The following is a 21,634-nucleotide window of genomic DNA, read 5'->3' as shown; positions in this document are numbered from 1 at the left end:
TTATTGTGGCCGGCAAACCAACGGGCCTATTTGTACAATCCCTTTCGCTGAGGCGGGATAGTCAAATTGCACGCGACATCTCCCCATCTCCGTATCGACGCGGAGCGTATTGTGGTGCTCCAGAGTGTCGAACCAGGTCATGCCGTCAAAGCCAACGACTGACGATTGTCCTGCTCCGCTGGTGGCGTACGCCATACTCCCCTCCGGGATTGGTTTCCCCTGGTCGTCCACGAGGATAACCTGCGCGGCGCGTATGGGAGTGATGCCGAAGCTAACCAGCGTACCGGAACGGTCCGCAGGCGTTGCATTTGTTTCAACGCGGGCGATCCGCATGTTGGCGGGGAGATCCATCGGGTCAATACTGATCAAATTGTTTTGATAACTGTTCAGTGGGGTGACCAGCAGCAGACCCTGGGCGTCGCTACGACCGATCAGGTTATTTTGCAATTTGATCGGCACATCGGGCACACCGTCAGTTGATACCACGGCAAAACCATTATTGATTTCTCGCGCTGCAAACACGCCGCCTCCCATGGTCACCAGCGATCCGGTGGCACCCGCATAGCCGTAATGGTTATCCGGTAAACGGCTGAGTCCCACATAGGCTTTGCCGTAACGCCCCAGGTATCCTACTTCACCCTGACCACTTTGCCGGGAACTCTGCTGACTGGCTGCCAGATTCCACCCCCAGCCGCCGTCAGCAGGTGGCGTCCGGCTGGCATTGAACTGGTAGCCGGTTTCATCGTTGGTGCGTTGTATGGTGCTACTGGCGCTTAGGTTATTTTCAGTCGTTATCGTCACCATCAGATAGAGGCTGCGATCGCGGTTATCATCAATATTCTGGTTGAACCCGGCATTGAGTGAAATGTTATCCGTGATGGTTTTAAACCAACTGGCGTTGGCATAACGCACCGCGTTTTCGTGCGGATAACGAAACTGCAGGTAGCTCAGGCTAACGTTACCGGCTGTTTCCAGCGAATAGCCAATTACCGTGTTGCTGCTGAGCGTGGGCGGCGGCTCGCCATAATGAGTGGCAACGTCACGATAATCGCCCGATGTTGCGGTGGTACTGGTACTGAAATTAAAGCGTTCGCCGGACCAACGATAACCAAAACTGTACAGAAATCCGCTTGTTCCTGAGTCGGTACTTGCGGCCAGGGCGGTAGAAAATGTCCCGCTACGGGTCCCTGGGATCCAGTCGTTACCGAATCCCGTATTGATAAGTCCATCGCTGGCTTCAGCATGAGTACCTGCCGTGAACGTGTTGCTGAATCCGCGACGCCATGTCCCACTTAACACTGGCGCGCTGGCATACTCAAATGAGGAGTAACCATAATTTTTGCGTACCGTGCCTAACTCTGCTGACCAGGCCGTTAATCCTTCCCGTAAAAGCTGTTGGTCATTGTAGAACGAAAAGTTTTGCACACTCGTTCTGCCCAGCGCATCCGTCATCATCACCTGGCCCGTCCCCGCGCCGCTGATATTGGGCATGGTGTTGATCTGGAAACTCCCTGCAGGGACTTCTCCGTTGTAGTACCTGACGCCGTCGACATACAGTTCCACGTTTGAGGGTAGCGTCGCTGAGCCCAGGTATGCGGGGAGCGGGGTAGTTGGCATATAAGGCTGCAATCCAAAATCGCTTCCTATCTGAATACCGCCGATGCGGGTTGGTCGTGACCAGATGAGTGAACTTGTCAGGGTATCGCCAATGGTCACTGCTAACATGGTTTCGGGAAATGACGATCGCCAACTGGTATCAAGACGCGCAAAGCTGTTATCTGCATATTCCTCGTTGGAGTATTGCGTCAACTGGGTTGTACTTAGCACACCTGAAGCATTAAAAGCGCGTAGTTCGCTAAAGGTATTCACTGCGCTTTCATCTCCCTGCTGGGCGTATATATCGTAATTAAGCAGCGCCCCGCGTGATGTTGTCACCGACGGCGCAGGCGTTACAGGCGAGTTAAGCTGAGTGATAGCAAGGTCGAGTGAACTTAATGGCGCGGTGATCGAGAGCGTTTGCAACTGAACGTTGTAGTCAACGGTTAGCTGGGGGATATCGTTCAGGCAGACAGAGTCAATGGCATCTGGCGCAAAGCGGAAACCCATTTGTCGCAGAGTGTCTGTGCCTGCATAGAGCTTTCCACTGTCATAGCCAAAATGTACCAGCCCAACGGGATTTCCGTTCAGGGTAACATCGAGATAGAGATCGATACCCGCGAGTCGGCGTGCGTCATTAATAACATTCTTTTCCTTCAGATTATTATTCAGCGTTTGTGCACAAACCATTCCCGATATTAATACTCCATTGAGAAAGCAAAACCTCACCAGAAACCAGGATCTCTTACAGATCTTGTACTGTTTTTTGGCCATTGATTGTTACTTCAACTTTCCCGCCGTAATGTGTATCACTGGCCGACGGAGAGACTACCCAGCGCATTGTGGAACCTGGAAGAACATAACCTAACAGTCCCGGCGTAATAACTTTCTTAGTGCCGTTAGGGGTTATATAAGTTGCAGCAGATAATTGCGCATGCCCATTTCCCTTATTACTGACTTCAATAAATTTTTTGCCATCGAGTTGTTGCAATTTCCATTGTAGTTTTGCTTCTGCTGGTGCTGTTGAGACCGGTTGGATGAAAACGGGCACGGAATAATGCAGTACAAACTGAAGTTTATTTTTTTGTACTTTTGCTGGCGGCAACTCATCAATTGATAACCGATAGGCATCTTCAGTATGTGTCGATGGCGGACCTGTGCGAATAACGCGAATCAACTGGCGTTCTCCGGGGGTTAATGCCAACATCGGTGGGCTAATGACCAGTCCTTGAGAGGGTGAGAGTCTGTCGCTATACGCATTCTGAGTCCAGTGAAAAACCCGAACCTGGGCATTAAGCATATTTTCCCCTGCGTTGCTAAGCCAGATACCATCGGCGTTTTGCGTTGCTTGCAAGGTTAACGTAACGGGGGCTATTTGCAGCCCGCTGGCGGCAGCAAATTTTACGCTCACAACCATCCCTAGCAGGCATGCGCAGGCACACTGCTGAACAGGCAGTTTTATTCTCATGTGGTTACCTGAGGCTAGTAATTAACGTTAACTGTTACCGTATCGGCATAGTCGTCAGGAGTGAAGTTGGCGCTCGGAGCGGTGGCATAAACAGTAAACGTCTGCGCCTGGCCGGTGCCCGTCGCCGCCACGCCGTTTCCTTGTGTGGTGTCAGTGGCGGTATTTCCCCACACCGGACCTGTTGCTGATGTTCGGTTCAGTTGATAGGGCACTTTATCCGTATTGGTGGCGGCGTTAGCCACGGAGGACATTGCCCCAGAACCTGTCGTTGTTCCGCCATTGGCGGCTGAAGGTGCCAGACCAATAAAATAGGGGGTAGTCTTTGAACAATTAATGGAAATGGTATTACTTGCACTGGTATTTGTTGCTGTAGAATTGACAGGCAAAAGAGTGATGTTTGAAGCTGAACCGGCGGTAACGGTGCATGCCTTCTGAATCGTCATCAATACCTGAAACGTACCACTGGTCGTCGCTGCATTTGCCACTGAAATAATGGAAAAGGTGCAGCATAAAAGAATCAAGCGTTTGTCCAGGACCAGAGCCATATCTTTAACCTTTTTCAAATAACCACATTTATTACTGTAGAAAAACAATAATGTGGCACAAGAAGACATGATTTAACCCTAGGATAAGTATTAGTCGTCCGCCAGTTGATCTAATAAATTTTACTTAGGAAAAAGGTGATGCCACCTACAAAAAAATAATACCAATGAGTGAGTATGTTTTTATTTTTTTCTGCTACCCGTGCCGCAGGCTCCTGGCAGATAAGATCATCATGCGTACAGCGGTCAGAAGGGGGGAGAAGAAAGCTTTGAATGGACGTATTAACGCATTCTGTCTTTACGGCGTCCGTCAGCTTAAGGCCCGTGGAAAATAACTTTATATCCCTGCTCATTCCAGTGTTGCAGCAGTTCATTTTGTCGTCTGGTTGGCGCCGTACCGGTCCAGACGAAAAGCGTTTGCCCGGGGAATAGCTCAGGACGTGGTGTTTCAATAGGCTCTGCAAGAATGGCGATATGCCACCCGGATTGCGATAAGCGCCAGGCCTCAAGCCATAAACGGGTTCTGTCTTCAACATCCCAGGCCATCAGAATGGCATCTTTCCCTGACTTGCGACGCGTTTCTGACAGAAGTACCGCAACATATTCGATCAGCGCACCGTCAAGCATGCTGTTCATTATGCGAGAGGTATTATGATCAAGTATGAGTCGCTGGCGTACAGGAAGATAGACTCGGTCAATCAATGCATCGACCGGATACGCGCGGCCAAGAGAGAGCATTTTGGCCCGCAGCTTCGGCGGATTGGCCATCCGCAGAATGCTCATCATCTCTTCCTGTAATTGATTCCAGTCATCATCAGTTTCGCGGGTACTGGTTTCCAGTAATGCTTTCACTTTCCCGACAGGCGTACCATTGCTAATCCAACGTTTGATTTCTTCAATACGTTGAATATCCTCTTCATCAAAGAGTCGGTGTCCGCCTTCGCTTCGTTGAGGTTTGAGTAAACCGTAGCGTCGTTGCCATGCCCGAAGGGTTACGGGATTTATCCCGCAACGTTCTGCGACGTCGCCGATGCTGTAATAAGCCATAGTTCCCCCAAACACTCCTGATTCTCCGTCACCGATATGCGGTTCCTGTCACTTTGTACAACATGCATCAAATTGTACAAAACATACAGAGCATTCTAGCAAAATTAAGATTTACTTTACTATCACGCGTGAGAATATTGCTGGCTTTAACCTCAGAAAAGGGGGGAGGTAACAAATGACTTTCATAATCCATTGAATATTAATGATTTATTGTGTGGCGATTTATTTTCTCTCAGGCCATGCCACAGAAGGGGTACCGTTCAGCAAGGCTGCTGCAAATAAGTTACCCTGGAAAAGCTCGATCCCAGCGGATTCAAGCCACATCCATTCTTCGGGTTTTTCAATGCCAACGGCTGAAAGCTGAATCTCAAGTGAAGTACAGCATTTAATGATCGCCTGAATGATAGCCTGTCTTGGGCCACTTTTATGGACATCAGCAATGAGTTCACGGCTTATCTTTATTCTGTCCGGCTGGAAACGAGACAGAAGTAAAAGCCCAGCATAACCCGCGCCAAAATGATCAACTGCCACACAAATCCCTGCCGCTTTAAGTGATTTTACCGCCTGTGCAAAAGCATCAAAGCGGGAGATGACTTCGCTCTCGGTAAATTCCACGATGATTTGTTCAGGGACCAGTCCATTTGCGGCTATTTCATGAATCAGAAAGTTAACTGCGTCGGGTCTGTTCACCAGCGTCATGGGTAACAGATTGACTGACAACATTTTTTCACCAAGATTCAGAGCGCTGGCCATGGCAAATGCCGTCTTTTTACTTTCCAGATCCGCGGTGTACATCTCTTCCGTGCTTAATTTGTCAAAGTACGCTGCCGGAGTTTCCCCATCTTTACCACGAATAAGCGCTTCCAGAGCGATAACGCGTTGTGACATAGGGTCGATAATTGGTTGAAAGGCAAAGGTGTAGTCGGTATTTGACGCGAGCTCTGCTTCATTAAGGGTTGTACAACTTTTATCGGTGATAAAATCCCAGAAATCGGCAGCAGGGATTTCAAAATAAGTCGATTTTTCCGTTGCCAGTACGAATGTCCGGAAAAACTGCAATGCCCGGTCATCATAGGTGAGCTGGAATTTTGACGTCCCCTGATTCAGTACCGCTTGTAAGACCTCAGCCCGTTCATGTTTTTGTAAATCAAATAACTCCATCCCGACCTTCCCAAACCGGCGGGCAGGAGCATAATCGCACATCAGTTCGACAATATTGTAGTGCCGTGAGTCGTTACAGATACAACGATAAATCTCCTTCACTTGCTCCTCTGGGCCTTCGAGCAGCTGGAAAAAATGCTGACCGTTAAAGAGCAAGATCCCTGTAACATCAGAGCGCCTGTTTTTCAGATTTGCGGCCATCACCATATCCTCAATCGCACAGAGGGGGGCGTCATCACGTAGATGGCTACGGTAAATAATGGTCGTGAGCATGGACAGTCCGGGATTAAGGGATGAGGTGAGGACAGTATCAGACAAACGCGGTTATGTCCTGATTTTCAATACATTATTTTAACCATAAATTTACACATGTAAGGCTATACAGACGCCGTAACCGCTCCCGGGAAACAAAGGCTGTACAGTACCTGGAGGTGTTGTACTTTTTATTTTTACTCTAATTCATTGAAAAATATCATATAGCACTTTATGTTAAAATTTGCTTTATCTTCGTGTACACATTTTTGGTACAACTTTGCTACTGTTATAAAACTTAATACTCATCAGCATTTTGTTACAGGAGCAACATATGCAGCAGCACAGAGTTCTCACTGATTCCGCAAACGCAATTTCTCGTTACTTTGCAAAAGCGCATCTTCCTACACAGCAGGAAACATTGGGAGAAATCGTCACTGAGATACTAAAAGATGGACGCAACCTGAGCCGAAAGTCACTCTGTGCCAAGCTTTTGAACCGTCTTGAAAAAGCATCTGGTGAGGACGAACAGAAGCATTACAATGCCCTAATCGGCCTGCTTTTCGAATAAAGGGACACCCTAAAACATATAAATGGGGAAAGTAGTGAAGTAGTTATGAAGAAAACTGACCATGAACGCTTGAAACACGAAATTACAGGTTTAGCTGTTATACAGATTTTGCGCATGAACACGGTAATATCATTACCCGCATTGATTAAGCAATTACGTCTTATGAAGGCGAGTGAAGTGGATGCCGGGCGTAGACATCTTATTGACAGCATAATTCATGATTTCACAGATTCTAATCCGGCAAGGATGAACCCCAAACCGGAAAGAACTGTTGATGAGAGTGTATTCAGTGGCAGTAAAAAGCCTAAATTACATTAGAGACCATTTTCCATACTATACAAGCGAGGTGACTATGCTTCAGGAAATGAATGTTCACAGAGCAATTGCAGATAAGGCTTTGTCGAGTTACTTCCGTAATGCCGGTGAGCTATTAGCAGATGAATCCGTTGTATTGGGGCAGGCAGTAACAAATGTGATTTTAGCTGGCGATAATGTTAATAATAAAAACATCATTTTAAGCCTAATTGCTTCACTGGAATCGACAACAGATGTTGTTCAGGCTGATATCATCAGAAAAACACTGGAAATAGTGTTGCGCTATACAGCTGACGACGTCTAATAAAATTATTATATAATCATGAAGCTCCAGCATCCATAGTATGTGCTGAGTATTTGTATACTTTGAATTAAGACTACACATAGCATCTTCTCATTCTTAGACTACATTATTATGGGCTTGATATGATTAATTCAATTCCGGAGAATTATATTTTCCAGTGCGCTTTATACAAGAATTTAGAGCGTAATGTGATGTTAAAAATGGGTTATGTCAGTGATGACGTTCTTGTTCAGGCGCTCAGTGCACAGCTGAAGAATGAGAAGAATGCTATATTAACCGATCTTTATATGCAGATTATGAGTCACTTTCAACCAGCTATTCGTTCTGAACCCCGTCAGGTTAATTGTGATTTTTTAGAGGTCATAAATGATGAATACAGTTCAGGAACACGCCAGACAAGCACACTTGTGGATTGATGATGTTTTTATCAGGCAAGGTCTGGAGAATATTCTCGCTGATATAGAGTATAAAGATAAGAATGTGCGTCTTGTTTTCTTTACGATCAATTACTTCAACACTGTAAAAAAACAAAACTATGATCTCAGGACGCATCGGCTGGTGCTTCTCATTGATGGTCATCTGTATCAGTACCTCAATGAACTTTCATTCTACAGGCTTCCTGTAGACAGTGGCGTAGCCTCAATCAAAAAATTTATCGCTGAAATTATCAGCATTGATACTGAACACGACCAGCAAGCTGAAATAAATATCGTCCTGACTGAACGGGATAAATACATCTTAACGCAATTAGGGGAAGGGCGGACTATTTCTGAAATTTCTGGCTTGCTGAACCTGCACTTAAAAACGATTTACCTGAGCAGGCAAAATCTGATCAAGAAACTTGGTTGTTCGGGGTTGATTGATTTTCAAGGGATACTGCAAACTCCAATATTCAGGCACTGGCTGGAACATGCCTGAGTAAATTACAGGTGTGGATTTAAAAAAAGGCTAAAATGAAAAATCCACGCCGAGGCGTGGATTTTGAAATCTCATTGTTAAACGCGTCTAGACGTTGAACAGGAAGTTCATCACATCGCCATCTTTCACGATGTAATCTTTCCCTTCTGCACGCATCTTACCGGCTTCTTTCGCGCCTTGCTCACCTTTGTAGGTGATGAAGTCTTCAAACGCGATAGTCTGTGCACGGATGAATCCTTTCTCGAAGTCGGTGTGGATTTTACCGGCCGCCTGCGGAGCGGTAGCGCCGACAGGGATGGTCCATGCACGTACTTCTTTCACGCCCGCGGTGAAATAGGTCTGCAGATTCAGCAGCTCATAGCCTGCGCGGATCACGCGGTTCAGTCCCGGTTCTTCCAGACCCATCTCGGCCATAAACTCTTCACGGTCGGCGTCGTCCAGCTCTGCGATGTCGGCTTCAACGGCGGCGCAAACAGCTACCACTACGGAACCTTCAGCAGCGGCGATTTCGCGTACCTTGTCGAGGTACGGGTTGTTTTCAAAACCGTCTTCGTTGACGTTGGCGATATACATGGTCGGCTTCAGCGTCAGGAAGCTCAGGTATTTGATGGCCGCTTTATCTTCGTCAGTCAGATTTTTCAGCGCGCGCAGCATGCCAGCGTTTTCCAACTGCGGCAGGCATTTTTCCAGGGCAGCCAGTTCAGCTTTGGCGTCTTTGTCGCCGCCTTTGGCTTTTTTCTGTACGCGATGAATAGCGCGTTCACAGGTATCCAGATCGGACAGCGCCAGTTCGGTATTGATAACATCAATATCGTCAGCCGGATCCACTTTGTTATTAACGTGGATGATGTTGTCGTTCTCAAAGCAGCGCACCACGTGGCCGATAGCTTCGGTTTCGCGGATGTTAGTCAGGAACTGGTTACCCAGACCTTCTCCTTTGGAGGCGCCTTTTACAAGGCCCGCGATATCAACGAATTCCATCGTGGTTGGCAGGATGCGCTGCGGTTTGACGATTTCAGCCAGCTGATCCAGACGCGGATCGGGCATCGGGACAACACCCGTGTTCGGCTCGATAGTACAGAACGGGAAGTTTGCCGCTTCAATACCCGCTTTTGTGAGCGCGTTGAACAGGGTGGATTTGCCTACGTTTGGCAAACCGACGATACCGCATTTGAATCCCATGTTTAAATCACCTTAATCTTTTGATATTCAATCTGTTATGGAAAACAGATTGTAGAAAAGTAAATAACTTCGCCTATTATACACAGCACGCGAGCAAAATGCCGCACATCGCTGCTTATTGCGCTTTAAAGGTATGTAACCGGCTCGTTGCTTTAGTCAGGCCATCTTTGAACAAAATCTCGGTACAACGGACCGCTTCGTCAATCGCTTCATCAATTAACTTCTGTTCAGAAACAGGCGGTTTGCCTAAAACAAATCCGACAACTTTGTTTTTATCGCCCGGATGGCCAATTCCAACGCGTAAACGATGAAAGTTAGGGTTATTGCCTAACTTGCTGATGATGTCCTTCAGGCCATTATGTCCGCCATGACCACCGCCAAGCTTAAATTTCGCCACCCCTGGCGGCAGGTCTAGTTCGTCATGCGCAACCAAAATTTCATCAGGGTTGATGCGATAAAAACTGGCCATCGCGCCGACCGCCTTGCCGCTCAGATTCATAAATGTGGTCGGCACCAGCAGGCGGACATCTTCGCCTTCGAGCGTAACCCTGGAGGTGTAGCCGTAGAATTTCGGCTCATCGCGCAGGGGAGCGCGTAGTCTCTCTGCCAGTAGATCAACATACCAAGCACCGGCGTTATGCCGCGTTGCCGCATATTCTGCGCCGGGGTTTGCCAGACCGACAATCAATTTAATCGTCACGTGTTTTGTCCTGAATGTATCTATAAACGACGTGTAGTTTACTGTCTGGCGCTGCGCTTGACAAAAAACTGCGTGCTTATCCTCGAAAACTGAATAATTGCGAAAATGGACTATTAGAAATTGAGTGTGTTCAGTAGCTTATTTGTAAAGTTTTGTTGCGCGGGTGTTTGTAATTGTGATCGCTCCCGCACTTGCGAACGGCAGTGTTGTCTATACTTTACACATAAGGATTAGGGGTATTCCCTGTAACAACCCAAAGTTCCGGAGGTGACACATGAAACGCAAAAACGCTTCGTTACTCGGTAACGTGCTCATGGCTTTAGGGTTGGTGGTGATGGTGGGTGGCGTTGGTTACTCTATTTTAAACCAACTGCCGCAATTTAATCTGCCACAGTTTTTCGCACATGGTGCCGTGCTCAGTATTTTTGTCGGCGGAGTTCTCTGGTTAGCGGGGGCCAGAGTCGGCGGGCACGAACAAATCAGTGACCGTTACTGGTGGGTACGTCATTATGACAAACGCTGCCGTCGCGGTGATACCAATCATCGTCACAACTAAATAGCCTCTCCGCTGCGAGAGCCACTGTTTGCGGGCAGAGTCCTGGTTGAAAACCAGTCCTCTGCTTGTTCATGTTGTCCTGGATAAATGCGCTTATCTTCGCTGCGCATTTGCAGAGATGTTATTCGAATAATCGATAATGTAACGTCTTAACCGCGCTATCCGCCGCGTCGGCCGGTAACAAAATGCACAGGTTATCGTTTGATGCGCCGTGGCAAATCATGCGTACCGTATGCTCTTCGAGCCAGGCAAAAACGTCTTTGCAAACCCCCGCAGCCTGGGTCAGTTTATTGCCCACCAAAGTGACTAATGCCAGTCCGGTTTCCACTTCCACCCGACAGTGGGAGGACAATGCGGTAAACAATGCCGTGCTCAGTATATGGTCCTCACCCGATGTCGCATGAGTGGCGTCCAGCGCCAGCGCAATACAATTTTCTGATGTTGTGACCAAATCCACTGCCACCGCGTGGTGGGATAAAATGGCAAATACCTGCGCCAGAAAAGCACAGGGCGGTTGTGTCTGCAGACTGTGTAATCGTAATAACGTCTGTTTACGGCGCACGGCAAGTGCCCGATAACGTGGAGGATTATCGGTGGTGTTGTGCACCAGCGTACCACCGGCAGAAGTATCTTTACTTGAGCCAACAAAGACCGGAATGTTTTTCCGCATGGCAGGCAGCAGCGTCGCCGGGTGAAGAACCTTCGCACCGTAGGCGGCCATATCGCTGGCCTCGGAAAATGAGATATGGTCGATCCGTTTGGCCCGTGGTGCAATGCGCGGATCGGTGGTGTAGATCCCGGCAACGTCGGTCCAGATGTCCACGCGTGCGGCGTGCAGCGCCTCACCAAGTAGCGTGGCGGTGTAATCACTCCCGCCGCGTCCCAGCGTTGTGGTATGCCCGCCTGCGTCGCGACCAATAAATCCCTGGGTAACCATAATAGCCTGTTCAAGACGCGGGCGCAGATGAGTCTCCACCTGGTAGTGCAGGGTGCTGAGATCCGGTTCAGCGCAGCCGTAGTTCGAGTTGGTACGCATTACGCTGCGGGCGTCAAACCACCCGGCTTCGGCGTGCCGTTCACGTAATACTTCAGTAAACAGCAAAGAGGACATCAGTTCGCCGTGGCTGACTAACTCATCGCTTAGCGCATCGGACGGTGAAACCGTCGCCGCTTCTGCAAGGCGGCGTATGTTATTGAGAAGATTATCGATTTCCGTGCTGATAACGGACGGCTGCTTCAGGCGGGAAATAATGTTGTATTGGATGGCGCGTAACGTCTCAAGCTTATCTAATTGTTGATGTGTTTCCAGACCTTCAGAAAGCTCGACCAGTAAGTTTGTCACGCCTGCGGAAGCAGACAAAACGACTAAACGGACATCTTGATCAGCAAGAACAATGCTGGCGCTGCGGTTCATCGCATCAAAATCAGCGACGCTGGTGCCGCCAAATTTGGCAACGACGGATGGTGGATAAATGCGAGTCATAACAATCTCATATCAGGGCGCCATAAAAGTATGGCTAGAAAATTTTCATTCTCGGCATAAGGGAACGTACGTTCTCCTTACGAAATGTCCGCCCGCGAACATTTCTGCTGACAACCCAGGGAATACCTGTTGTCGATAACGCGTGTCGCCTGTACGCGTTACCGGGTGCTGCGCATTAGTTCTTTATTTACAGAGCCTGTAAATAAGCGCGCCATACTAAGTGATTTATATTTAGGGATCGACTTTTTTATTCGATTTATCGAAAAATAAGTGAAAAATCATGTCGTAGTGAATAAACGCGTACATTATTAATGGTAAAAACATGTAAAAAAATAATAAAAACATGAAAACCTCATGGTTTTTATAACATCGTATACGTTGCGACTGGCAACAATTTTGTAAAATAAATAGCTATATTTGTTTATGATTTCCTAATGTCGGATGTGCTTTATGCTTTGAATTTTAAGGTAAAAATGCTCATTTAAGACGTTGGAAAATAAATGATTGAGTCCTGTGCTAAAACAACATATATTAGCCGCGCTTTTTTACAGGTAATCCTTATAACCATTTATTCAATCAGGCGTTAATCTACACCTGGTTGTAGGAGTGATATGATGACGGATAAAGTCCGTATTGATACTTTAAGTGCTAATTCATTACCGCAGAGCAATGATACCTTTTTAGCAAGACAGGCTGAGTTTGAATCTAATGTCCGCAGCTATCCACGTAAACTGCCATTAGCGATTGCGAAAGCGCAGGGCGTCTGGATTACTGACGTAGAAAATAATCAATATCTTGATTGTCTTGCAGGTGCCGGTACCCTGGCGCTCGGTCACAATCATCCTGAAGTGCTGCAGAGCATTCAAAGTGTCATCACAAGCGGCTTACCGTTACATACGCTTGATCTTACCACGCCGTTAAAAGATGAATTTTCATCTTATTTACTGTCTTTATTACCGGGCCAGGGCAAAGAGTATTGCCTGCAGTTCACCGGGCCGTCCGGCGCCGATGCCGTTGAAGCGGCGCTGAAGCTGGCGAAGAAAGTAACCGGCCGTTCCAGCATTATCAGCTTCTCCGGCGGCTACCACGGGATGACCCACGGCGCGCTGTCCGTAACCGGCAACCTGTCGCCGAAAGAAGCTGTCAGCAACATGATGGCGGAAGTGCAGTTTATGCCGTATCCACATCAGTACCGCTGCCCGCTGGGTATCGGCGGTGAGGCTGGCGTGAAAGCATTAACTTACTACTTCGAAAACCTGATCAACGACGTTGAAAGCGGCGTGCGTAAACCGGCTGCGGTTATCCTTGAAGCCGTGCAGGGCGAAGGCGGCGTGAACCCGGCGCCGGTCGAGTGGTTACAGCGCATCCGTAAAGTCACTCAGGAACACGGTATTCTGCTGATCATCGATGAAGTCCAGGCAGGCTTCGCGCGTACCGGTAAGCTGTTCGCCTTCGAACATGCGGGTATCGAGCCAGACATCATCGTCATGTCCAAAGCGGTGGGCGGCGGTCTGCCACTGGCGGTTCTGGGGATTAAGAAGCAGTTCGATGCGTGGGCTCCGGGCCACCATACCGGTACCTTCCGCGGCAACCAGCTTGCGATGGCGACTGGCCTGACAACGCTGAAGATCCTTAAAGATGACAAGATTGCCGACAAAGTTGCCGCCCAGGGCGAGTGGCTGAAAGGCAAACTGGCTGACCTGCAGAAACGCTACCCGGTGATTGGCCAGGTGCGCGGTCTGGGTCTGATGATCGGTCTGGAAATCGTTAAGCCGAACGAAGCGCAGGATCACATGGGCTGCTACCCGGCCGATGGCGAGCTGTCTGCGCTGCTGCAGAAAAAATGCTTCGAAAACGGGCTGATTCTGGAGCGTGGCGGCCGTAACGGTTGCGTACTGCGCCTGCTGCCATCTCTGCTGATCACTAACGCTGAGCTGGAAGTGTTCCTCGATAAATTCGAAAACGCCCTGCTGGGCGCTGGCGTGAAGCCGGTTTAAACGGAGTTGGATCGAATGTCAGACGTAAACCCGATTCTGTCCGGCTCGGCGCAGAGCATTGCTGCCTACCAGGACGCTATCGAGCAGAGTACGCAAGCGGTCGTTGAATGGTTGAAGCAGCCTGAGATGTATCAGGGCAAAACCGTTGAACAGCTGCGCGAACGTATCAACCTGAATTTTACGTCTCAGGGCCTGGGCAACCAGGCCGCTATTGAGCGTGCGGTTGAATACTTTCTCAAAGACAGCCTGTTGGTTCACCATGCGCAGTGCGTGGCGCACCTGCACTGCCCAAGCCTGGTGATTAGCCAGGCGGCGGAAGTGCTGATCAACGCCACTAACCAGAGCATGGACTCCTGGGACCAAAGCCCGTCGGCCACGATCATTGAGATCAAACTGATCGAATGGCTGCGTGAGCAGGTGGGCTATGCGGCAGGTGATGCAGGTGTGTTCACCAGCGGCGGCACCCAGAGTAACCTGATGGGCCTGATGCTGGCGCGCGACGCGTTCTTTGCTCGCCAGGGACACTCCATTCAGCAGAATGGCCTGACCGGCGACCTGAGCAAAATCAAAGTGTTTTGCTCTGAAAGCGCGCATTTCTCCGTGCAGAAAAACATGGCGTTGATGGGGCTGGGCTACCGTTCCGTCACTCAGGTGAAGACCGATGCGTTCTCACGTATGGATCTCGCTGACCTAAAAGACAAGCTGGCCCAGGCGCAAGCCAACGGCGAGCAGGTGATGGCGATCGTCGCCACGGCCGGGACGACCGATGCGGGCGCTATCGACCCGCTGGCGGATATCGCGGCGCTGGCGGCAGAGCACCAGATCTGGATGCACGTCGATGCGGCATGGGGCGGGGCGTTACTGCTGTCTGAGCAGTATCGTCACTTCCTGAACGGTCTTGAACTGGCAGACTCCGTGACGCTGGACTTCCACAAACAGTTCTTCCAGACCATCAGCTGTGGCGCGTTCCTGTTAAAAGACGCGCGTCACTACGAGCTGATGCGCTACCAGGCGGCGTACCTGAACTCTGATTTCGATGAAGAGCACGGCGTGCCGAACCTGGTGTCGAAGTCGCTGCAGACCACGCGCCGTTTCGACGCGCTGAAGCTGTGGATGGGCCTCGAAGCGCTGGGTAAAAAGCAGTATGCCGAAATTATCGATAACGGCGTAACGCTGGCCCGCGATGTGGCTGAGTTTGTGAAAACCCAGCCGCATCTGGAGCTGGTAATGGAGCCGCAGCTGGCAAGCGTGCTGTTCCGCTTCCGTCCGGCAAGCGACGATATGGCGTTTGTTGCGCTGCTCAACCAGCGCATCGGCGACGTGCTGCTGGCTTCCGGTAGCGCCAACGTCGGCGTCACCGAAGCCGATGGCATCACCTGCCTGAAGCTGACGCTGCTGAACCCGACCGTGTGCCTGGAGGATGTGAAAGTCCTGCTGGCGAGCGTGAAGGCAACGGCTGAGCAACTGCTGAAAGCCTAAGTCATTACGTTGCAATAAAAATGGCTCCCGCGGGAGCCATTTTTTTTACCTGTAGTGCAGGAACAACCCGCGACGGGTTAGATGATGTCTGCGAGTGCAGCATCTTTATTTGGGAAGAAGGCCAGACGTCCTGGAATCGGCTGGATCCCGGCACGCGCCATCGTACGCAGCGGCTGGAACTCGAGGTTTGAGACGCGCAGTTCGCAGCCGTCAGGCAGTTTTTTCACAAAGCGCTGGAAGGCGTCCAGACCACCGGCGTCAAGTACCGGCACAGCATCCCATTTCAGTACCACAATGCGTTTACCCGCGATGCGTGTTTCGAGATCGGTGAACAGGCCTTCCGCTGCGGCAAAGAACAGCGGGCCGATGACGCGTAGCACCAGAACATCGCCTGGTACATCAACGTTGACCGGCGCCAGACGCGTCATACGCGCAATACGGCGCATAAACAGCAGAGAGGCGAGAACGATCCCGACGCTGATGGCGATAACCATGTCGAACAGCACCGTCAGCGACATACACATCAGCATGACGATGATGTCGTCTTTTGGCGCATGGCGCAGCAGATCCACCACTTTGTGGGCTTCACTCATGTTCCATGCCACCATCAACAGCAGTGCGGCCATGGCGGAAAGCGGTAGCCAGGAAAGCAGCGGCGCTAAAACCAATAGCGCCAGGATCACCAGAATCGCGTGGATGACCGCAGAAATGGGTGAGGTTGCCCCGGCGCGGACGTTGGCCGCAGAACGGGCAATTGCCGCCGTGGCGGTGATACCGCCAAAGAACGGCGCGACGATGTTACCCAGCCCCTGACCAATCAGCTCGCTGTTGGCTTTATGCTTGGTGCCGGTCATCCCGTCGAGGACGACGGCGCACAGCAGAGATTCAATCGCCCCCAGCATCGCCATCGAGAAGGCTGCCGGTAACAGCGCCTGTAACGAACTCCAGCTCAGGGTAAAGTTTGACTCCGGCATATTCCACGGTAATACCAGCTGCGGCAGCAACTGCGGGATACCGTTACCCTGTGAGCCGTCAGCCAGAATGTAGTGGAACTGGGAACCGATGGTCGCAACGTGACCACCGGTCAGGTTCACAATCCCCATTACCGCACAGCCTGCCAGCAGTGCAGGAAGGTGGCCCGGTAGTCGGATCCCCAAACGAGGCCAGAAAATCAGGATCCCCAGCGTTACAACGCCAATGGCGGCATCGCCGAAGTTGATGGTCGGCAAGGCCATAAACAGCGCACCAACTTTTTGCAGGTAGTGCTCCGGTACATGGGCCATTTGCAGGCCAAGAAAATCTTTAATCTGCATGGTACCGATGGTGATACCAATACCCGACGTAAAGCCTAACGTAACCGACACGGGAATATATTCGATCAGGCGACCAAAGCGGGCGAGGCCGAAAAGGATCAGAAATATCCCGGACATGAGCGTGGCAACCAGCAGGCCTGCCAGCCCAAACTGTTGCGACACCGGATAGAGGATCACCACGAAGGCGGCGGTTGGGCCAGAGACGCTAAAGCGCGACCCCCCGGTGAGGGCGATAACAATCCCAGCGACGGCGGAGGTATACAGACCGTACTGCGGCGCAACGCCACTGCCTATTGCCAGGGCCATTGCCAGCGGAATGGCAATGATCCCCACGGTTATCCCGGCGATCAGGTCACGGGTAAAGCGAGAAGCGGTATATTTTTCTTTCCAACAAGCGTCGATGAGGGCGCGGAAAGGCATCACATGTGAGGAAAATAGTCTGTTCACAATAATGTTTCATCCATGAGCGCATCATCTGTCAACTAAATGGCAGGTGAAGGAGGCAAAAGTCATACAAATAAGTATTACAGATAAAAAAACCCGCCGCAGCGGGTTTTTGAGCCGGGCTCGATTAATGCTCGAACATGGCAGAGATGGATTCTTCGTTGCTGATACGACGAATCGCTTCGGCCAGCATACCCGACAGGGTCAATGTACGCACGTTTGGCAGTGCTTTGATTTCGTCAGTCAGTGGAATAGTGTCACAGACAACGACTTCATCAATCACTGAGTTGCGCAGGTTGTTTGCCGCATTACCTGAGAAGATCGGGTGGGTTGCGTAAGCAAATACGCGTTTTGCACCACGTTCTTTCAGTGCTTCTGCTGCTTTACACAGCGTACCGCCGGTATCGATCATGTCATCAACCAGTACGCAGTCACGACCTGCAACGTCACCAATGATGTGCATCACCTGAGAAACGTTCGCACGCGGACGACGTTTGTCGATGATAGCCATATCGGTATCGTTCAGCAGTTTAGCAATTGCACGGGCACGCACGACGCCACCGATATCCGGAGAAACCACGATCGGGTTGTCCAGGTTCAGTTGCAGCATGTCTTCTAACAGGATCGGGCTACCGAATACGTTATCAACCGGTACGTCAAAGAAGCCCTGGATCTGTTCAGCATGCAGGTCAACGGTGAGGACGCGGTCAACGCCAACGCTGGACAGGAAATCAGCGACGACTTTAGCGGTAATCGGTACACGAGCGGAACGTACGCGACGATCCTGACGTGCATAGCCGAAGTAAGGAATAACGGCGGTGATACGGCCTGCGGAAGCACGGCGCAGCGCATCAACCATAACGACCAATTCCATCAGGTTGTCGTTAGTAGGGGCACAAGTGGACTGGATGATGAAAATATCACCACCGCGTACATTTTCATTAATTTGTACGCTGACTTCGCCGTCGCTAAAGCGACCTACAGCGGCGTCGCCGAGTGAAGTGTACAGGCGGTTGGCAATACGTTGTGCTAGTTCCGGGGTGGCGTTACCAGCAAAAAGCTTCATATCAGGCACGAGAAGAACCTCAGGCATGCGTCCATTGGTGGAAAGAATCTGCCGAAAACTGTGCGGGCCAGGCAGTATCCTCTCCATGCGGTGTATTAAAGAGCGCGATGCAACGTCTGGAACAGGGTGACGTTGTCACCGCAACTCAGCTTGCCCGGTTTACCCTTCATCCTTCGCGTTTCATGTGCGTTGGCGTTAATTCCTCACACCAGTACATACAGTTGTATGCGCCAGGCGCTCCGTCATCTCGCCATCTTCCTGAAACCCGAATGATTTAGAGTAACGCTCTATGCAAAGGGGAGAGGTTGACGCCTTTCGCCACAAAGCCTTTGAGCCATTCCGGGGCTTGCTCAAGCACCTGGCGAGCACGAGACTCTGTATCAAATTCAGCAAAGACACAGGCCCCTGTACCAGTCAGGCGCGACGGCGCGTATTCTAACAGCCAGGAAAGCGCCGCATCAACCTCGCGAAAACGTTTTCTTGCGATAACCTCGCAATCATTGCCGAATTCACATTTTAGTAACGTTTTTATTGACCTTTTTGGCGTGTTACGCGGGAGGTCAGGATCGTTAAAAATGACCGGCGTTGGAATACTGACTCCCGGATGAGCGACCAGATACCATTTTTCCTGGGGATTGACCGGCGTCAGAATTTCTCCCACGCCTTCGGCAAAAGCCGCGTGGCCGCGCACGAACACGGGAACATCCGCCCCCAGCGTCAAGCCGATTGCCGCCAGTTCATCAACCGAAAGCCCGCACTGCCAGAGATGATTCAGCGCCACCAGAACGGTGGCCGCATTTGACGAACCACCGCCCAGGCCGCCACCCATCGGCAGGCGTTTTTCGATACTGATGTCCGCGCCGCTTCCTGCGGGCAGGCGAGCGGTCGCAGACGCCGTCTTCATCAGCAAACGCGCCGCGCGCACGATCAGGTTATCTTCATGCGCAACGCCTTCCACCGGTGTTAAGAGATGAATTTCACCGTCGTGGCGCAGATTGATGCCAATCTCGTCGCCATAGTCGAGAAACTGGAATAACGTCTGCAGCGTGTGGTAACCGTCCGCACGCTGCCCGGTAATGTATAAAAACAGATTCAGTTTTGCCGGAGAGGGCCAATGGCTCATCATTTCACAATCCAGTTATCCATTTTCAGCTTAATACGCTGGGAGCCGTCGGACAGCTCCATGTTGGCCGGCATCGCAGGCTGCGTTTTGCTGTCGTAGGCGCTATAGACCACTTTCCAGCTTTTACCGTCTTTGCTGTAGTTCACTTCACTCAGACGATATTGGTCGTCGAGCTTGTAATCGGTAGCGTCACCCGGCAGGCCAAGGATCCACTGGCGCAGGCTATTCAACGGAATAGGCATGCCGGTCAGTTTACCAATCATCTCTTCGGCGTCGTCGGCGGTGTAGTGCTTACCTTTGTTATCGACAAGTTCAACGTTGCCCGGCTGCGCATTGAGTTCCAGTTCCGTGCTTCCCAACGGGTTGGTCAGCAGCAGACGATAGCGATCCTGTCCGGTTTGCTGCCAGAAAAAGCGGGCATACACTTTCTGTTGATCGGAGATATAAGCGAACGCACCGCGCGTCTGATATTGGTTCAGGGCGCGTACTTCCTGCTGGTGCTGGCGCCACTGTGGGGAATCGGGGCTTTTGCCGGGACCTTTCGGCGCGTTGAGGGTACAGGCACTAAGAACCAGGGCTGCAAGGGGCAGCAGGCGAATCAGGCGAAAATCAGGCAGGGTCATAATGATGACAAATCCTTGAGATACGTTGCAGTTATAACTCTCAATGCTAGCGCCACCATCTGACATCGTCTACGTTCAAGTTATCTTAAATCGCTTAAATTTGTGCGCTAAGCTATTACTCCAAAAGGGGGCTGTCTCTTTTATTGACCGCACGCATCCTGTATGATGCACCCAGTCTAACCTTATCAACGCTGGTACTATTCCCGCTCACATGACCCTTTTAGCGCTTGGTATTAACCATAAAACGGCACCTGTATCGCTGCGAGAACGCGTAACGTTTTCGCCGGATACGCTCGATCAGGCGCTGGACAGCCTGCAAGCGCTGCCAATGGTGCAGGGCGGGGTAGTGCTGTCGACATGTAACCGCACAGAGATTTACCTCAGCGTGGAAGAGCAGGATAACCTGCAAGAAGCGCTGATTCGCTGGTTGTGCGAATACCATAACCTTAATGAAGAAGATCTGCGCAATAGCCTCTACTGGCACCAGGACAATGACGCCGTCAGCCATCTGATGCGTGTTGCCAGTGGTCTGGATTCGCTGGTGCTCGGCGAGCCGCAGATTTTGGGACAGGTGAAAAAAGCCTTTGCGGATTCGCAGAAAGGCCACCAGAACGCCAGTGCGCTGGAGCGCATGTTCCAGAAATCGTTCTCTGTCGCTAAACGTGTCCGTACCGAAACCGATATCGGTGCCAGCGCTGTTTCCGTGGCTTTTGCCGCCTGTACGCTGGCGCGGCAGATCTTTGAATCGCTCTCCACGGTAACCGTGCTGTTAGTCGGCGCAGGCGAGACCATCGAGCTGGTCGCGCGTCATTTGCGCGAACACAAAGTGAAGAATATGATCATCGCCAACCGTACGCGTGAACGCGCGCAGGTGCTGGCGGATGAAGTCGGCGCCGAAGTGATTTCATTGAGCGATATCGACGCCCGCTTGCAGGATGCCGATATTATTATCAGTTCAACCGCCAGTCCGCTGCCGATTATCGGTAAAGGAATGGTAGAGCGTGCGCTTAAAAACCGTCGCAACCAGCCTATGTTGCTGGTGGATATCGCCGTACCGCGCGATGTCGAGCCGGAAGTGGGCAAATTGTCCAACGCCTACTTGTACAGCGTTGACGATCTGCAAAGCATCATTTCGCATAACCTGGCGCAGCGCAAAGCGGCTGCTGTGGAAGCCGAAACGATTGTAGCGCAGGAAACCAGTGAGTTTATGGCCTGGCTGCGTGCCCAGGGCGCAAGCGACACTATCCGCGAGTATCGCAGTCAGTCAGAACAGATCCGTGATGAACTGACCGCCAAAGCGTTGGCCGCTCTTCAACAGGGCGGTGATGCGCAAGCCATTATGCAGGATCTGGCCTGGAAACTGACTAACCGCCTGATCCATGCACCAACCAAATCACTTCAACAGGCCGCCCGTGACGGGGATAGTGAACGCCTGAATATTCTGCGCGACAGCCTCGGGCTGGAGTAGCAGCACACCAATCTTATTTTTACAGG

Annotated in this window: 21 protein-coding genes; 9 read left to right on the top strand and 12 right to left on the bottom strand. The window is 50.8% G+C overall.

The window, feature by feature from the left end; translation table 11 throughout:
• The 5 genes from FOB24_RS14800 to FOB24_RS14780 all read right to left on the bottom strand — a co-directional run bounded on the left by FOB24_RS14800 (nucleotide 1) and on the right by FOB24_RS14780 (nucleotide 6,087).
• On the bottom strand, nucleotides 1-2,286 hold the full coding sequence (locus FOB24_RS14800; protein ID WP_150345102.1) for a fimbria/pilus outer membrane usher protein: 2,286 nt from the start codon (nucleotides 2,284-2,286) through the stop codon (nucleotides 1-3).
• Between the two features lie 55 nt (nucleotides 2,287-2,341).
• Nucleotides 2,342-3,064 carry a fimbrial biogenesis chaperone gene (locus FOB24_RS14795; RefSeq protein ID WP_150345101.1) on the bottom strand — a complete coding sequence of 241 codons (723 nt, stop codon included), beginning with the start codon at nucleotides 3,062-3,064 and terminating at the stop codon, nucleotides 2,342-2,344.
• A gap of 14 nt (nucleotides 3,065-3,078) precedes the next feature.
• The gene (locus FOB24_RS14790; RefSeq protein WP_038641187.1) at nucleotides 3,079-3,609 is read right to left on the bottom strand and encodes a Csu type fimbrial protein; all 531 of its coding nucleotides are present in this window, start codon (nucleotides 3,607-3,609) and stop codon (nucleotides 3,079-3,081) included.
• A gap of 312 nt (nucleotides 3,610-3,921) precedes the next feature.
• Complete coding sequence (locus tag FOB24_RS14785; RefSeq protein ID WP_038641185.1) at nucleotides 3,922-4,653, bottom strand: MerR family transcriptional regulator; 732 nt, start codon at nucleotides 4,651-4,653, stop codon at nucleotides 3,922-3,924.
• A 222-nt stretch (nucleotides 4,654-4,875) separates the two neighbouring features.
• Entirely contained in the window at nucleotides 4,876-6,087 is a 1,212-nt protein-coding gene (locus FOB24_RS14780) for a diguanylate phosphodiesterase (RefSeq protein ID WP_069324669.1), read from the bottom strand.
• A gap of 313 nt (nucleotides 6,088-6,400) precedes the next feature.
• Here FOB24_RS14780 and ycgZ point away from each other — a divergent pair, with 313 nt between their 5' ends.
• From ycgZ to FOB24_RS14755, 5 genes are all read left to right on the top strand, one after another.
• Entirely contained in the window at nucleotides 6,401-6,637 is a 237-nt protein-coding gene (gene ycgZ / locus FOB24_RS14775; RefSeq protein WP_038641180.1) for a regulatory protein YcgZ, read from the top strand.
• Nucleotides 6,638-6,682: 45 nt separating this feature from the next.
• Entirely contained in the window at nucleotides 6,683-6,955 is a 273-nt protein-coding gene (locus tag FOB24_RS14770; protein ID WP_038641178.1) for a hypothetical protein, read from the top strand.
• Nucleotides 6,956-6,989: 34 nt separating this feature from the next.
• Nucleotides 6,990-7,256, top strand: a complete 267-nt coding sequence (locus tag FOB24_RS14765) for a biofilm/acid-resistance regulator YmgB/AriR (protein WP_038641176.1) — start codon at nucleotides 6,990-6,992, stop codon at nucleotides 7,254-7,256.
• 122 nt (nucleotides 7,257-7,378) lie between these two features.
• Nucleotides 7,379-7,672, top strand: a complete 294-nt coding sequence (locus FOB24_RS14760; RefSeq protein ID WP_038641174.1) for a hypothetical protein — start codon at nucleotides 7,379-7,381, stop codon at nucleotides 7,670-7,672.
• Nucleotides 7,623-8,174: a LuxR C-terminal-related transcriptional regulator gene (locus FOB24_RS14755; RefSeq protein WP_121529139.1), complete on the top strand. Its 552-nt coding sequence runs from the start codon at nucleotides 7,623-7,625 to the stop codon at nucleotides 8,172-8,174. The genes FOB24_RS14760 and FOB24_RS14755 overlap by 50 nt, the downstream gene beginning before the upstream one ends.
• Nucleotides 8,175-8,261: 87 nt before the next feature.
• On the opposite strand, the gene ychF is transcribed toward FOB24_RS14755, so the two are convergent.
• Entirely contained in the window at nucleotides 8,262-9,356 is a 1,095-nt protein-coding gene (gene ychF, locus FOB24_RS14750; RefSeq protein WP_038641169.1) for a redox-regulated ATPase YchF, read from the bottom strand.
• 115 nt (nucleotides 9,357-9,471) lie between these two features.
• Nucleotides 9,472-10,056 (bottom strand): aminoacyl-tRNA hydrolase, encoded by a 585-nt coding sequence (gene pth, locus FOB24_RS14745; protein ID WP_150345100.1) that lies wholly within the window; start codon nucleotides 10,054-10,056, stop codon nucleotides 9,472-9,474.
• Between the two features lie 274 nt (nucleotides 10,057-10,330).
• On the opposite strand from pth, the gene ychH reads away from it, so the two are divergent.
• The gene (gene ychH / locus FOB24_RS14740) at nucleotides 10,331-10,612 is read left to right on the top strand and encodes a stress-induced protein YchH (RefSeq protein ID WP_003833480.1); all 282 of its coding nucleotides are present in this window, start codon (nucleotides 10,331-10,333) and stop codon (nucleotides 10,610-10,612) included.
• Nucleotides 10,613-10,733: 121 nt separating this feature from the next.
• On the opposite strand, the gene lysC is transcribed toward ychH, so the two are convergent.
• Nucleotides 10,734-12,095 (bottom strand): lysine-sensitive aspartokinase 3, encoded by a 1,362-nt coding sequence (gene lysC, locus FOB24_RS14735; protein WP_038641166.1) that lies wholly within the window; start codon nucleotides 12,093-12,095, stop codon nucleotides 10,734-10,736.
• A gap of 611 nt (nucleotides 12,096-12,706) precedes the next feature.
• Between lysC and FOB24_RS14730 the strand changes: the two genes are divergently transcribed.
• Nucleotides 12,707-14,092, top strand: coding sequence for a diaminobutyrate--2-oxoglutarate transaminase (locus FOB24_RS14730; RefSeq protein WP_038641163.1), 1,386 nt, complete (start codon nucleotides 12,707-12,709; stop codon nucleotides 14,090-14,092).
• A 15-nt stretch (nucleotides 14,093-14,107) separates the two neighbouring features.
• On the top strand, nucleotides 14,108-15,571 hold the full coding sequence (locus tag FOB24_RS14725) for a pyridoxal phosphate-dependent decarboxylase family protein (RefSeq protein ID WP_087856109.1): 1,464 nt from the start codon (nucleotides 14,108-14,110) through the stop codon (nucleotides 15,569-15,571).
• A gap of 77 nt (nucleotides 15,572-15,648) precedes the next feature.
• On the opposite strand, the gene dauA is transcribed toward FOB24_RS14725, so the two are convergent.
• The 4 genes from dauA to lolB all read right to left on the bottom strand — a co-directional run bounded on the left by dauA (nucleotide 15,649) and on the right by lolB (nucleotide 20,140).
• Complete coding sequence (dauA, locus tag FOB24_RS14720; RefSeq protein ID WP_233638859.1) at nucleotides 15,649-17,304, bottom strand: C4-dicarboxylic acid transporter DauA; 1,656 nt, start codon at nucleotides 17,302-17,304, stop codon at nucleotides 15,649-15,651.
• A gap of 151 nt (nucleotides 17,305-17,455) precedes the next feature.
• Nucleotides 17,456-18,403, bottom strand: a complete 948-nt coding sequence (gene prs / locus FOB24_RS14715) for a ribose-phosphate diphosphokinase (protein WP_001518537.1) — start codon at nucleotides 18,401-18,403, stop codon at nucleotides 17,456-17,458.
• Between the two features lie 265 nt (nucleotides 18,404-18,668).
• Nucleotides 18,669-19,520, bottom strand: a complete 852-nt coding sequence (gene ispE, locus FOB24_RS14710; RefSeq protein WP_150345098.1) for a 4-(cytidine 5'-diphospho)-2-C-methyl-D-erythritol kinase — start codon at nucleotides 19,518-19,520, stop codon at nucleotides 18,669-18,671.
• Nucleotides 19,517-20,140, bottom strand: coding sequence for a lipoprotein insertase outer membrane protein LolB (gene lolB, locus FOB24_RS14705; protein WP_003020792.1), 624 nt, complete (start codon nucleotides 20,138-20,140; stop codon nucleotides 19,517-19,519). Before lolB ends, ispE begins: the two co-directional genes overlap by 4 nt.
• Before the next feature lie 211 nt (nucleotides 20,141-20,351).
• Here lolB and hemA point away from each other — a divergent pair, with 211 nt between their 5' ends.
• Complete coding sequence (gene hemA, locus FOB24_RS14700) at nucleotides 20,352-21,608, top strand: glutamyl-tRNA reductase (protein WP_038641154.1); 1,257 nt, start codon at nucleotides 20,352-20,354, stop codon at nucleotides 21,606-21,608.
• The last annotated feature ends 26 nt before the right edge of the window (nucleotides 21,609-21,634 follow it).

It is taken from the genome of Citrobacter werkmanii (genome assembly GCF_008693645.1).
GTDB classification, from domain to species: domain Bacteria; phylum Pseudomonadota; class Gammaproteobacteria; order Enterobacterales; family Enterobacteriaceae; genus Citrobacter; species Citrobacter werkmanii.
Note: the sequence above shows the minus strand (reverse complement) of the source record. Positions and strands in the feature narration are given on the sequence as shown.

Excerpts from the sequence above, each read along its gene's own strand:
- FOB24_RS14800 (WP_150345102.1), bottom strand. The coding sequence starts at position 2,286 with ATGGTTTGTGCACAAACGCTGAATAATAATCTGAAGGAAAAGAATGTT.
- FOB24_RS14795 (WP_150345101.1), bottom strand. The coding sequence starts at position 3,064 with ATGAGAATAAAACTGCCTGTTCAGCAGTGTGCCTGCGCATGCCTGCTA.
- FOB24_RS14790 (WP_038641187.1), bottom strand. The coding sequence starts at position 3,609 with ATGGCTCTGGTCCTGGACAAACGCTTGATTCTTTTATGCTGCACCTTT.
- FOB24_RS14785 (WP_038641185.1), bottom strand. The coding sequence starts at position 4,653 with ATGGCTTATTACAGCATCGGCGACGTCGCAGAACGTTGCGGGATAAAT.
- FOB24_RS14780 (WP_069324669.1), bottom strand. The coding sequence starts at position 6,087 with ATGCTCACGACCATTATTTACCGTAGCCATCTACGTGATGACGCCCCC.
- ycgZ (WP_038641180.1), top strand. The coding sequence starts at position 6,401 with ATGCAGCAGCACAGAGTTCTCACTGATTCCGCAAACGCAATTTCTCGT.
- FOB24_RS14770 (WP_038641178.1), top strand. The coding sequence starts at position 6,683 with ATGAAGAAAACTGACCATGAACGCTTGAAACACGAAATTACAGGTTTA.
- FOB24_RS14765 (WP_038641176.1), top strand. The coding sequence starts at position 6,990 with ATGCTTCAGGAAATGAATGTTCACAGAGCAATTGCAGATAAGGCTTTG.
- FOB24_RS14760 (WP_038641174.1), top strand. The coding sequence starts at position 7,379 with ATGATTAATTCAATTCCGGAGAATTATATTTTCCAGTGCGCTTTATAC.
- FOB24_RS14755 (WP_121529139.1), top strand. The coding sequence starts at position 7,623 with ATGATGAATACAGTTCAGGAACACGCCAGACAAGCACACTTGTGGATT.
- ychF (WP_038641169.1), bottom strand. The coding sequence starts at position 9,356 with ATGGGATTCAAATGCGGTATCGTCGGTTTGCCAAACGTAGGCAAATCC.
- ychH (WP_003833480.1), top strand. The coding sequence starts at position 10,331 with ATGAAACGCAAAAACGCTTCGTTACTCGGTAACGTGCTCATGGCTTTA.
- lysC (WP_038641166.1), bottom strand. The coding sequence starts at position 12,095 with ATGACTCGCATTTATCCACCATCCGTCGTTGCCAAATTTGGCGGCACC.
- FOB24_RS14730 (WP_038641163.1), top strand. The coding sequence starts at position 12,707 with ATGATGACGGATAAAGTCCGTATTGATACTTTAAGTGCTAATTCATTA.
- FOB24_RS14725 (WP_087856109.1), top strand. The coding sequence starts at position 14,108 with ATGTCAGACGTAAACCCGATTCTGTCCGGCTCGGCGCAGAGCATTGCT.
- dauA (WP_233638859.1), bottom strand. The coding sequence starts at position 17,304 with ATGCCTTTCCGCGCCCTCATCGACGCTTGTTGGAAAGAAAAATATACC.
- ispE (WP_150345098.1), bottom strand. The coding sequence starts at position 19,520 with ATGATGAGCCATTGGCCCTCTCCGGCAAAACTGAATCTGTTTTTATAC.
- lolB (WP_003020792.1), bottom strand. The coding sequence starts at position 20,140 with ATGACCCTGCCTGATTTTCGCCTGATTCGCCTGCTGCCCCTTGCAGCC.
- hemA (WP_038641154.1), top strand. The coding sequence starts at position 20,352 with ATGACCCTTTTAGCGCTTGGTATTAACCATAAAACGGCACCTGTATCG.